The organism is Streptomyces echinatus (assembly GCF_014203595.1).
GTDB lineage: Bacteria > Actinomycetota > Actinomycetes > Streptomycetales > Streptomycetaceae > Streptomyces > Streptomyces echinatus.
This window is the reverse complement of sequence record NZ_JACHJK010000002.1, coordinates 583402-594728: the sequence shown is the minus strand read 5'-3', so window position 1 is coordinate 594728 and position 11327 is coordinate 583402. Positions and strand designations below refer to the sequence as shown.

General features: G+C 74.8%; 11 protein-coding genes and 1 pseudogene. 5 read left to right on the top strand and 7 right to left on the bottom strand.

Going from position 1 to position 11327, the window contains the following annotated elements:
• Positions 1–153: 153 nt before the first annotated feature.
• Positions 154–1233 (bottom strand): NADH:flavin oxidoreductase/NADH oxidase, encoded by a 1080-nt coding sequence (locus FHS34_RS07225; RefSeq protein WP_184962308.1) that lies wholly within the window; start codon positions 1231–1233, stop codon positions 154–156.
• A gap of 132 nt (positions 1234–1365) precedes the next feature.
• On the opposite strand from FHS34_RS07225, the gene FHS34_RS07220 reads away from it, so the two are divergent.
• The gene (locus FHS34_RS07220; protein ID WP_184962306.1) at positions 1366–1722 is read left to right on the top strand and encodes an ArsR/SmtB family transcription factor; all 357 of its coding nucleotides are present in this window, start codon (positions 1366–1368) and stop codon (positions 1720–1722) included.
• 153 nt (positions 1723–1875) lie between these two features.
• Here FHS34_RS07220 and FHS34_RS07215 read toward each other — a convergent pair whose 3' ends face one another.
• Positions 1876–3210 (bottom strand): FAD-dependent oxidoreductase, encoded by a 1335-nt coding sequence (locus FHS34_RS07215; RefSeq protein ID WP_184962304.1) that lies wholly within the window; start codon positions 3208–3210, stop codon positions 1876–1878.
• Positions 3211–3351: 141 nt separating this feature from the next.
• Here FHS34_RS07215 and FHS34_RS44080 point away from each other — a divergent pair.
• Both FHS34_RS44080 and FHS34_RS44075 read left to right on the top strand, forming a co-directional pair.
• Positions 3352–3609: pseudogene (locus FHS34_RS44080) on the top strand (DUF6214 family protein); the annotation flags it as partial.
• A 294-nt stretch (positions 3610–3903) separates the two neighbouring features.
• A complete protein-coding gene (locus FHS34_RS44075; protein WP_372478630.1) occupies positions 3904–4302 on the top strand; it encodes a DUF6214 family protein in 399 nt (132 codons plus the stop codon).
• Between the two features lie 18 nt (positions 4303–4320).
• On the opposite strand, the gene FHS34_RS07200 is transcribed toward FHS34_RS44075, so the two are convergent.
• The 5 genes from FHS34_RS07200 to FHS34_RS07180 all read right to left on the bottom strand — a co-directional run bounded on the left by FHS34_RS07200 (position 4321) and on the right by FHS34_RS07180 (position 8695).
• A complete protein-coding gene (locus FHS34_RS07200; RefSeq protein WP_184962302.1) occupies positions 4321–4989 on the bottom strand; it encodes a TetR/AcrR family transcriptional regulator in 669 nt (222 codons plus the stop codon).
• A gap of 400 nt (positions 4990–5389) precedes the next feature.
• A complete protein-coding gene (locus FHS34_RS07195) occupies positions 5390–6079 on the bottom strand; it encodes an HAD family hydrolase (RefSeq protein ID WP_184962301.1) in 690 nt (229 codons plus the stop codon).
• Positions 6080–6089: 10 nt separating this feature from the next.
• Positions 6090–6806, bottom strand: a complete 717-nt coding sequence (locus FHS34_RS07190) for a phosphatase PAP2 family protein (RefSeq protein ID WP_184962298.1) — start codon at positions 6804–6806, stop codon at positions 6090–6092.
• Between the two features lie 273 nt (positions 6807–7079).
• The gene (locus FHS34_RS07185) at positions 7080–8015 is read right to left on the bottom strand and encodes a M56 family metallopeptidase (protein WP_184962296.1); all 936 of its coding nucleotides are present in this window, start codon (positions 8013–8015) and stop codon (positions 7080–7082) included.
• Between the two features lie 128 nt (positions 8016–8143).
• Positions 8144–8695, bottom strand: coding sequence for a DUF5134 domain-containing protein (locus FHS34_RS07180; protein ID WP_184962294.1), 552 nt, complete (start codon positions 8693–8695; stop codon positions 8144–8146).
• 168 nt (positions 8696–8863) lie between these two features.
• Here FHS34_RS07180 and FHS34_RS07175 point away from each other — a divergent pair, with 168 nt between their 5' ends.
• Positions 8864–10552 carry an FUSC family protein gene (locus FHS34_RS07175; protein ID WP_184962292.1) on the top strand — a complete coding sequence of 563 codons (1689 nt, stop codon included), beginning with the start codon at positions 8864–8866 and terminating at the stop codon, positions 10550–10552.
• Positions 10549–11130: a MarR family winged helix-turn-helix transcriptional regulator gene (locus FHS34_RS07170; RefSeq protein ID WP_184962290.1), complete on the top strand. Its 582-nt coding sequence runs from the start codon at positions 10549–10551 to the stop codon at positions 11128–11130. The genes FHS34_RS07175 and FHS34_RS07170 overlap by 4 nt, the downstream gene beginning before the upstream one ends.
• Positions 11131–11327: the final 197 nt, after the last annotated feature.

Here is an 11327-nt window from a genome sequence, read left to right as displayed (position 1 = left end):
CGTCGCCCAGCGAGGATCCACCGGCCCGCCGACGGCCCCTCACGCCATTCCCCGACGGACCCGTCACGGGCCCCCAGCGGGCTCCTCACGGGCCTCCCGATGGGCCTTCCGCGGGCGCCGCCCGTGGGTCCGCCGGCGGCGTCGGCGGGAGGCTCAGACCGAGCGGTGGTACTGGTCCGGGACCCGGACCTCCCCGCCCAGTTCCCGTGCGGCGTGCCGGGCCCAGGAGGGGTTGCGCAGCAGCTCCCGGCCGAGCAGCACCACGTCGGCCTCGCCGTTGGCCAGGATCTTCCGCGCCTGCCCGGCCTCGGTGATCAGGCCGACGGCGCCGACCGTCAGCGGGGTCTCGGCCTTCACCCGGGCGGCGAACGGGACCTGGTAGCCAGGACCGGTCGGAATGCTGACGCCGACCGCGTTCCCGCCGGTGGAGACGTCGAGCAGGTCGACACCGTGGGCGTGCAGGTCGTGGGCGAAGCGGACCGTGTCGTCCGGGGTCCAGCCGCCCTCCTGAAGCCATTCGGTCGCGGAGACACGGAAGAACACCGGCTTGTCCGCGGGCCACACCTCGCGCACGGCGTCCACGACCTCCAGGGCGAACCGCGTGCGGTTCTCGTACGAGCCGCCGTAGGCGTCGGTGCGGCGGTTGGAGTGCGGGGAGAGGAACTCGTTGATCAGATAGCCGTGGGCGCCGTGGATCTCGACGACCTCGAAGCCCGCGGCGAGCGCCCGGCGCGCGGCGGCCGCGAATCGACCAACGATCTCGGTGATCTGATCGGTCGTCAACTCCGTGGGTACAGGGTGGCGTTCGTCGAACGCGACCGCGCTCGGGGCGAACGGCTGCCAGCCGTGCGCATCCGGCCCGACGGGCGCGCCGCCCTTCCAGGGCCGGTCGGTGGACGCCTTGCGGCCGCCGTGGCCGAGCTGGATCCCCGGCACGGTGCCCTGGGCGGTGAGGAAGCGGGTGATCCGCTGGAACGCCTCCATCTGGGTGTCGTTCCACAGCCCGAGGTCGTACGGCGAGATCCGGCCCTCGGGCGCTACCGCGGTGGCCTCCACCAGGATCAGGCCGGTGCCGCCGGCGGCGCGCGCCGCGTAGTGCGCGAAGTGCCAGTCGTGCGGAGCGCCGGCGAGCGGGCCCTCCGGCTCGGCCGAGTACTGGCACATGGGGGCCATCCACACCCGGTTCGGGACGGTCACTTCGCGCAGGGTGATGGGCTCGAAGAGCGCGCTCACGACGGACTCCATTCGTCACGGGACCACTGGTGGCTTCGTACGGTACTCCTCGTACTACGAGAGATGTCAAACTACGATGCCTCTCGTACGATGGAGGCCGCCGAAGGAATTACGTGACGAAGGGCAGGCGCCGTGACCGAGACCGCCACCACCGGCCGGGCGCTGCCGCACCCGGAGCGGGAGCAGATCCGGCTGGAGTCCGTGCTGCACGCGCTGTCCGACCCGATGCGGCTGCGGATCGTGCGTGAACTCGCCGCCAAGGAGGCGGAGTTGTCCTGCTCGCAGTTCGATCTGCCGGTGACCAAGTCCACCACCACGCACCACTTCCGGGTACTGCGGGAGAGCGGGGTCATCCGGCAGGTCTACCGGGGCACGGCCAAGATGAACGGCCTGCGCCGGGACGACCTGGAAGGTCTCTTCCCAGGACTCCTAGACAGCCTCCTCGCCGCCGCGGACCGACAGGCCGGCCGCCTCGGCGACAGCAGCTGAACCCCCCGCCGACCGCTGAACCCCTATCGGCGGCCGATCCCCTATCGGCGGCCGAACCACCTCAGGCGGCCGAACCGCGCTCGGCGGCAGTACGTTCGGGACAGTCGCCGGTGTGTGTCCTGCCCGGCCCGGCCGCCGGACGCTCCCCGTGGGCTACGGCAGCCGCGCCGCCCCCAGCAGCGTGTCCCAGTCGGACAGCTTCACCACGCTCCGCCCCAGCCGTACCCCGAGCTCGGCCTCGGCCCGCTCGATCCCCAGCCAGCCGTTCCAGGGCACGGGTTCGACGCCCGCCGCCCGCAGCGCGGCCACCGGATCCGCCGGCACCTCCGCGCGGCCGAGCGCGGGAGCGTCCGCGAGCAGGGAGGTCACCGTCTCCTTCGCGCAGGGCCGGTTGGTGCCGATGACACCGGTCGGGCCGCGCTTGATCCATCCGGCGACGTACTCGCCCGGGGAGGGCTGGCCGTCACGCAGGACGCGGCCCTCGTGGTGCGGGATCGTGCCGCTCGCCGGGTCGAACGGCAGCCCGGCCAGGGGTACTCCGCGATAGCCCACCGAGCGCAGCACCAACTGCGCGGGCACGTCCTCGTACCGGCCCGTGCCGGTCACACCGCCCTGATCGTCCGGTACCGTCCGCTCGAAGCGTACGGCGCCCACCCGGCCACCGGCCTCGAGCAGTTCCACCGGGCGCAGGAAGAACCGCAGCCGGATCCGGCGGGCGGCCGCGGCGGACGGCTGCGTCGCCCAGCCGCGCAGCACCTCCACATTGCGGCGCTGCCCGGCCGGCAACGTGCCGGCATCGGTCGTGTCCAGCGCCAACTCCGCCTTGTCCACGGTCACTTCGGTGCCGGGCAGACCGCCCAGCTCGCGCAGCTCCTTGGTGGTGAAACGGGCCTGCGCGGGGCCGCGCCGGCCCACCATGTGCACTTCGGTGAGCCCGCTCGTCGCCAGGGTGTCCAGCGCGGCCTGCGGGATGTCGGTGGGACGCAGCTCCGCCGCCCCGCGGACCAGCATCCGGGCGACGTCCACCGCGACGTTGCCCACGCCGATGACCACCGCCGACCGCACTCCGCGCAGGAAGCCGGCGTCGGCCGCGTCGGGGTGCGCGCTGTACCAGGACACGAACTCGGTCGCCGACCAGCTGCCCGGCAGCTCCTCGCCGGGGACCCCGAGCCGCCGGTCGGTGGCGGCGCCCACGCAGTACACCACCGCGTGGTACAGCTCCCTCAGCCGCTCCACCGGCAGCCCGCCCGGGCCGCCCACCCGGACCCCGCCGAGGAACCGTACCCGCTCGTGCTCCAGCACCGACCGCAGGCTGTTCTGCAGGGACTTGATCTTCTCGTGGTCGGGGGCGACGCCGTAGCGGACCAGCCCGTACGGGCACGGCAGCCGGTCCAGGACGTCCACGTGGACCCCGGGGTCACGCTGGACCAGGCCCTGGGCGGTGTAGCACCCGCTCGGTCCGGAACCGACGACGGCGACACGCAGCACAGCGGTACTCCTTGCCCGAAGGAAGGGGCGTGCGGACGATTCCAGGATGGCACCGGCGGGGGCCGGTGGGCAGGGGCCGGTGGAGTGATCCGGATGCGCGTCTGTACTTATGGAATGTGATCATGCGGTTACGTTTCGTGTGTGCTGGAAGCATCTTTTCTGAATCTCTCTGATCGGAACGCGGAGGATGGCGCGGTCTCCGTGTGGCCCGCGTGGGAGGTGCGCGAGCATGGCGGCACCACGGCGTGGTTCCACGTCCGGCTGGCCTTCCGCGACGGCGCCGGGGTCGACGCCCTGGCGGTGCTGAGCGGCGGATGCGTCTCCATCGAGGACGTCAGGGCCCAGCCCGCCCTGTCCCTGGCCGACCTGACGGTGCTCGCCGACTGGATCGGGGGACCGCTGGCCGTGGCGTGCGGCGTGCCGTCGGAGCGGAACCGTGCGGGCGACACCGGGGGCGAGGGCACCGGCGAGCACATCGGCCGCGCGGCGACGGCGGACGGCGCCGGACCGGACGCCGGCCGCCCGCCGGACAGCGCCGGACCGGACGCCGGCCGCCCGCCGGACAGCGCCGGACCGGACGCCGGCCGCCCGCCGGACACGGACGCCCCCGAAGCGGACCTCGGCCGCGCGACGGAGACGGACCTCGGCCCCGCGACTGAGGCGGACGGAGCCCGACCGGTGTCCGGCTGCCCGGTGGAGCCGGACGGGACCCAAGCGGAGGTCGGCCGTTTCACGGCGGCGGACGGGACCGCATCGGACGCCGGCTGTCTCACGGCGGCGGACGGGGTCGAACCGGACGTCGGCTGCGTCACGGCCGAGGACGGAACCGAACCGAGCCCCGGCTGTCTCACCCCCGCGGGAGAGGGGCCGGGCGTCCGCTGTCCGGGCCCGCGCCGCGCCCGGCGGCCCTGGCCGCGCGGTGTCGAGCGCCGCCGGCTCGTCGCGGAGGAGTACCGCGCGGCGCGGGACGAGGGCGCCGACCCGGTGCTCGCCGTGATGGACGCGACCGGACTCAGCCGCCGACGCTCGCTGCGGCTCATCGCCCAGGCGCGGGACGCCGGCTTTCTGGCACCCCGTCACGCCCGGCGCTGACGAGCCGGCCCGGCCGCCTCAGGCGTTGCCCGGCCGCTCCTCCGTGGCGAAGAACCGGGACAGATCCTGGTCCTCCGCCTTCGGGGCCGGTTCGCTCTCCGGGGGCACACCCATCTCCCGGTCGAGCCCGTACCGCTGGAACAGCTCGGCCCGCAGCACCGGTACGGGCATCGGCACCCCCGGCACCAGCGCCGAGAACACCGCGCCCATCAACAGGGCCCGCAGCATCGGGTAGTCGGCCGAGACGTCCTGCGCGCCGTACCGGGCGACGGTGTCGCCGAGCAGTTCCGCCAGCCGGCGCTGCTCCGGGCACTGCACGAAGCCCTCGGCCTGGAGCAGGCCCGCCATGTGCTGGCGCATCAGCACCGGCCGGTCCCGGGCCAGGCCCAGGATCGCGTCGATGGCCCGGGCCAGCCGCTCCCGGCCGTCCTCGGTGCACGGCTCCCGCTCCAGCGCCTCCTCCAGCGTGCGGTGCATCAGCCGGTGTACGGCGGACTGCACCAACTGGCGCTTGCCGGGGAAGTAGTACGACACCAGTCCGCGCGCCGAACCGGCACGGTCCGCGATGTCGCCCAGCGTCGTGGCCTCGAAGCCGTGCTCGCCGACCAGTTCCACGGCGGCCTGCAGCAGCCGTTCCCGGGAACGCCGCCGCAATTCTTCATTGACCGAGGCGCTGCGCGGGGACATCCTGAAACTCCTGCGTTGACTGGCTGCCAGCCAACTATACTCAACGCATCGGGCCGGCCCTGTGGTTGGGGCCTGCCCGCAGCAAGCCGTCCGTCTGGGGCGACGCGGGGGATCGTCTCAGACGGACGGCACGGCTGCTCCTCCGGGGGCCCGGGCTCGGCGCGGTACCGGCTCAGGCGCACGAGGAGGCATGCCACAGGCCCGTACTCCGGGTCCGCATCCCGGAACCCGTCCGTGCGGGGCTCGCCGGTTCCGGACGGGTGTCGTCTTTCACGTGCTCTCCGTCGTCCGGTCGGGTGGTTGAGGGGGCGTCAGCCGGCGAGGCGGTGCGCGCGGGCCGGAGCCGCCGCCGGCGGTCGGAGCGGCATCGCCGGCATCGCGGGGCCCTCCGGAGGCCCGTTCAGCTCATCAGGTCCAGTACCGGCAGCAGCGCGTCGGGGCGCTCGGTCACCGGCAGGTGGTCCACGAAGTGCACACGGCAGCCGAGGGCCGCGGCCCCGCCGTCCGCCGGCCTGCTGTCGCCGACCATCAGCACCTCCCGCGGATCCGTGCCGAGCGCCTCGCAGGCGACCGCGAACAGCCGCGGATCGGGCTTCTGCACCCCGTGTTCGTACGACAACGCGTACGTGTCCACATACGCGTCGAGCCCGTGCGCGCGGAACACCGGGCGCAGGTCCCAGCCGATGTTGCTGACCACGCCGATGCCGGTCCCGCGCTCGCGCAGGGTGCGCAGCACCTCGGCGGCGTCCGGGTACGGCGCCCACGCCGCCGGTGCCATGTGCCGCTCGTACAGGGCGTCGTGCAGTCCCGGATCCGGCAGCGGCACCCGGCGGGACAGGCCCGTGTACGCGGCCCGGTGCAGCTCAGCGCTCTCGTCACGGACCGCCCAGAGGCCCGTGAGGTCCGCCGGCAGCTCCACCGGCACCGCCCCGCCCGGCAGCGCTCCGGCCTCCTCCAGCGCCCGGACGGTGCCGGTCAGTTCCGACTCGGGCAGGGTGTGGCCCGTCTCGGTCAGCACCGCGCGCAGCCAGGACTCGGCGGTCTCGGCGCGGAACAGGGTCCCGGAGAAGTCGAACAGCACGGCGGCCATGCGCGGGACTCTACCCGCGCCGACGCGGCGGCAGTTCCGGCCGGCGGCCCCGCGGCCACTCGTACACGATCACCGCCAGTGCCGCGAGCAGCGCCCCGAACAGCCATCCGCCGAGCACGTCCGACGGCCAGTGGACGCCCAGCCACACCCGGGTCACGCCCACTCCGGCCACGGAGACGAGCGCGGCCGCCACCGCCGTACGCCACAGGACGCGGCCCGGTCCGCAGCGGTGCAGCAGCCACAGCAGCAGGCCGCAGACCAGGGTGGCGGTCATCGCGTGACCGGAGGGGAAGGCCGCGTAGTGGGCGGTGTCGACGGGGTCCCGCCAGGCCGGACGGGGACGGTCGACGGCGGCCTTCACCGACTGCTGCACGATCGCGGCGACCGCGCAGGTGACCGCCAGCCACAGCGCCGTCCACCAGGCGGCGCGGCGCCAGATGAGCCACACGGCCGCCGCCGCGCACGCCAGGCGCATGGTCAGCGGGTCCCACACCCAGTCCGTCAGCACCCGGAAGACCTCGGTGACCCCGCGGTAGTGGACCGCCCAGCGGTGGGTGGTGCGGGAGAGGCCGCCGTCCAGGGCGAGCAGCGGGTGCCAGCGCGCCGCGACGAGGGTGAGCAGCAGGACCGAGCAGACGGCGAGGCCGGCGGCGACGCGGGTGGCCGTGCGGCGCGGTGCCGGCGGGTCGGGGGACGGCGGCGGGGGAGCGGTGGGGCGACGGTGCATGCCGCGATCTTTGTTGATCGAGCGCCCACGGCCAAGACCGGCATGCCCGGAACCGGCCCCACCCACGAACCACCACCGCCCCATCACCGACCCACCCGCGAACCGCCACCGCCCCACCCGCGAACCGCCACCGACCCACCCACGAACCGCCGCCGGCCTACCGTGAGCCGCCACCGGCCATCCACGAGCCACCACCTCCCGCGGCCGCCTTCGCGTCGGCCCAGGGCCCGCGGGCCGGCACCGGTCAGCGGCCCCGGTGTCTCCGGACCGGTGTCAGCCCAGGGCCCGCAGGCCGGGTACCAGGGCCACCAGTACGGGGAGCGCCGGTACCAGTGCGGCGGTCGCCGTCAGGCGCAGGCGGTGCAGTGCGGGGAGGCGGTCGGGGGCGGTCAGCAGCCGGTGCACGCGCTGCGGCAGGTGTGCCTGTGGCGTCGGCCCGGGGCCGAACACGCCCCGCTCCTCGTTGAGTTCCACCAGGGCCAGCGCCGTCGTCAGCCGGCCGAAGCGCCGGGACGCCATGTCGTCGGCGGCCAGCTCGACCAGCCGGTGCATCTCGTCGCGGAACGCGGCGAACACCGGGACCCGCGGGAAACCGCCCGCCAGCGCGGCCGAACAGTGCCGCAGCCAGTCGTGCCGGGCCTGCGCGTGCCCCTGCTCGTGCGCGAGGAGCGCGTCCAGCTGCCGCCCCTTCAGCCTGCGCAGCGCGGCCGTGGTGATGACCAGCCGGGGTGCGCTGCCGGGCAGCCACCAGGCGTCGGGACGGTCGCCCTCCAGCACCACCAGCCGGCCGCCGGCCGGCTCCTCACCCGGCAACAGCGGTGCGCGCACGAGCAGTTCGGTCCGTCGTCCCCGCCGCCGTTCCCGGGCCCGTACGACCTCGCGGACCAGCATCGCCAGGCTCCACAGGCCGCCGCAGGCGAGCAGTACGGCGGTGGGCGCCGCCCAGGGGCCGGCGGTGCCGAGGGCGTACGCGTCGACGACCGTGCGCGGCGCGGTGGCGAACACGTGCCCCCGCACGGCCTGCCAGGCCGCGGCCGCGCTGAGCGTCATCGACAGGGCGCAGCACAGCAGGACGGCCGCCACCACGCACTGCCACACCCACAGGGCGACGACCGGCTCGCGGTCCGGCCAGTCGGCCCGGGCAAGCAGCCGCGGGGCGACGACGGCGGTCAGGGCGCCGAGCAGCAGCAGGGCCACGGGGACCATCATGGTCAGCACCCTATGAGCGCCGAACCGCCCGGCGGTACGGTCCCCGGTGCCGAAGTGACGTACTCAACGCGTGTGTTCCTGCCGGCCCCGCCCACCCTGTCGTCCTGCTGTGGTCCTGGGCCCGGTGGTCACATCGCCAGCAGCATGGTCACCATGCCGATCCCCATCGACAGCCGGCACGCCCGGGCCAGCTCCGGGCGGTCGCCCCAGCCGGCCGGCACCGGCCCGTGCGCCATGGCGGTGGCGGGCACCAGACGGACACCGGAGAGCAGCACATAGCCCACGAAGTACAGCAGGAGCGCGCCGGTCAGCAGGGGCACGCCGGTGCCGCCGTGCCCATGGTGGGCGGCGTGCGGGGAGACGGTCATCGCCACCGCCATGTAGACCATCGCGGCGCTCCCCACCAGGTGGTGCAGATGGCGGGGGCCGCCGCGCCCGTTCCACAGCGCGTGCAGGGCGGCCGCGCCGAACACGGCCGCGTACACCGGCCAGGCCCATCGCGGCGGCGTGTACACCGCCGCCGGCACGGCCATCGCGGCCATGCCGAAACCCATCAGCGCCTCACCGCCCGCGGCCCGGCGCTGCTCCTCGACGCCGCTGCGCATCCGCAGCAGGCAGTAGGCCCCGGTCGCCGCGCACAGCGCGACCAGCAGCCAGGCTGTCGACACCGGTCCGGGCACGCGGCACCTCCGCTCGACGGTCGTCGAGGGATGCGATGCCCAGGAGCGGCGGAGCGCACGCGAGCGCAAGGGGGTACGCGGGGAGCATACGGGGGAGCACGGACCGTCACCGCCGGTCATCCCCGCCCCCGACTATTTCACGGGTAAAACACATGCTAAATTGATGGTATGAGCAGTGCGACCCCCCACCGTCTTCACCTCGCCCTTCCCCTCGCCGGGGCCCTCCGCCTCGGACGCCCCTCCGACATCTGGTTCAAGCCCGCGCTGAGCGCGGTCGCCGCGATCGCCCCGCCCAACCTCACGCTGCTCGCACTCGGCCGCCTCGATCTCGCCATGTACACAATGGCCGGATCGCTGTGCGCGCTCTACGGCCACAACCGGCCCTACGCCGCCCGCGCCCGGGCGCTGGCCTGGGTGGTGCTCGGCATGGTCGGCGGCCTCGCCGTCGCCCTGCTCACCGCGGCGCTCACCACGAACGCCGTCGTCCTCGTCACCGTCGGCGCGGTCCTCGCGGCCGTCCAGAAGACCGTGTGCGACGCCACCCGCGTCGGTCCGCCCGGCAATGTGGTCCTCACCTTCATCAGCTCCGCCTCGCTCTTCGCGCCGCAGCCCCTCGGACAGATCCCGGGGCACCTCGGGCTGGCCCTCGCCGCCGGCGCCTGGGCCTGGCTGGTCGGCATGGCACCGGGGCTGTTCCGCCCGCACGGCCCCGAACGCCGGGCCACCGCCCAGGCCCTGAACGCCGCCGCCGTGTACGCCGGGACGCGCGGCACCGCCGACGGCCACACCCGGGCCCGCGCCGCGACCGCGGCCGCGATCCACGCCGCCTGGCAGTCGCTGCTCGCCACCGGCGCCCGCCCCGACGCCACCCGCCGCGCCCTCGAACAGCTTCTCGTCCGTGCCGAGGTCGCGCTCGCCGCGCCCGCCGCCACCGACCCCGTGCGGCTGCGCGCCTGGGCCCGCGAACTGCGCGGCACCGGCCGGATCCCACGCGTCGGGCAGCCGCGCGCATCGGCCGACGAACTCCTCGGCGTGGCCGTCGAACGTGCCCTGCCGCCCCGGTCGCCGTGGCACCGCCGCACCCCCTTCGCGCCGATCGCCGCACGCACCGCGCTCGGCTGCGCCCTCGCCGGATACGCCGCTCTCGCCCTCGGCGTCGGCCGGCCGTACTGGGCGCTGGTGACCGCGGCCTCCCTCTACCAGGCCAACGTCACGCTCACCTGGAACCGGGGAGTCCAGCGCGTCGTGGGCAACCTCGTCGGCGTCCTCGCCTTCGCCGCCCTGGCGCCCCTCGCCCACCTGCACCCCGCCGCCCTGGTGCTGTGCTGTGTCGCCCTCAATTTCGGCGCGGAGGCCCTCATCGGCCGCAACTACTGGCTGGGCAGCGTCTGCGTCACCCCGATGGCCCTGCTCATCACCGAGTTCGCGCGCACCCAGGACCCGGCCGAGCTGATCACCGACCGGGTCGTGGACACCCTCGTCGGCGCGCTGGTCGGCTTCGTCGCCGCCGTCGCCGTCACCAACCGGCGCGCGGGCGACCGCCTGGACCACGCGCTGACCGCGGCCGAGCGGGCCCGCGAGAGCGCCGCCCGCCTGCTCGCCGAGCCGCACCCGGGGCCCCACGCCCTGGATTCCGCCCGCCGAGGCCTCGCCGCCGCCCTGGTCGATCTGCGGGCCACGGCCGACGCCGCCGCCGGCGAGTGGTGGCGGCGCGCCCTGCCGGAGGAGCGGGTCGTGCTCGTCGAACAGGCCGGACACCGTACGCTCGCGGCGACGGTACGGCGCCAGGGGCTCGTACCGCGGGACCCGTCCCGGGACCAGGACCCGGGCAGGACGACGGAGGACATGCGGCCATGACGGCGACGAACGGCGGACCGACGCCCGGCGGCGACGCGACCGGTGCCCGGCCCGGGGGCGGCAGCGACCCCGCGCGGAGCGACACCGTCTCCGCAGTCGTCCGCCAGTGGCAGGCCGTCCACCCGCAGCTGGACACCGGGCCCATGGAGATCATCGGCCGGATCAACCGCTGTGCCGCCCTGCTGCAGCAGGCCGAGGACGCCCCGCTGCGCCGGGCCGGCCTGAGCCGCGCCGAGTTCGACCTGCTCGGCGCGCTGCGCCGGACCGGTCACGAGCTGACCCCGGGCGATCTGGCCCGGGAGACCTTCTCCTCCGGGGCCGCCGTCACCAAGCGGCTCAAGCAGCTGACCGAGCGCGGCCTGGTGGAGCGGCGCGGCGACACCCGCGACCGCCGGGTCGCCCACCTCCGTCTCACCGACGCCGGCCGCGACCTGGTCGACGGCATCCTCCCCGAGCAACTCGGCTACGAGACGGCCGTACTGTCCGTCCTGCCCCCGGACGAACAGGGCGAACTCGCGGGCCTGCTCACCGGGTTGCTGAGCCGCCTGGAGGGCCTGGGGAACGCGCTGCGCGCCTGAGTCCCGGGCCGGTGGCTCCGTCTCGACGGGTGAGCGGGCGGCGACCCTTTGGGTGGCTTGTACACATGACTAAGGGTTGATGGCCGACGGAGCCGACTGTCATATTCATGACCGGCCTGACGGGGAGCCCGTATCGGTCAGGTCCGTTCCGCACCGCCCCGGATCACCCACCTGCCCACCTCGCTCGGCCACGTCCA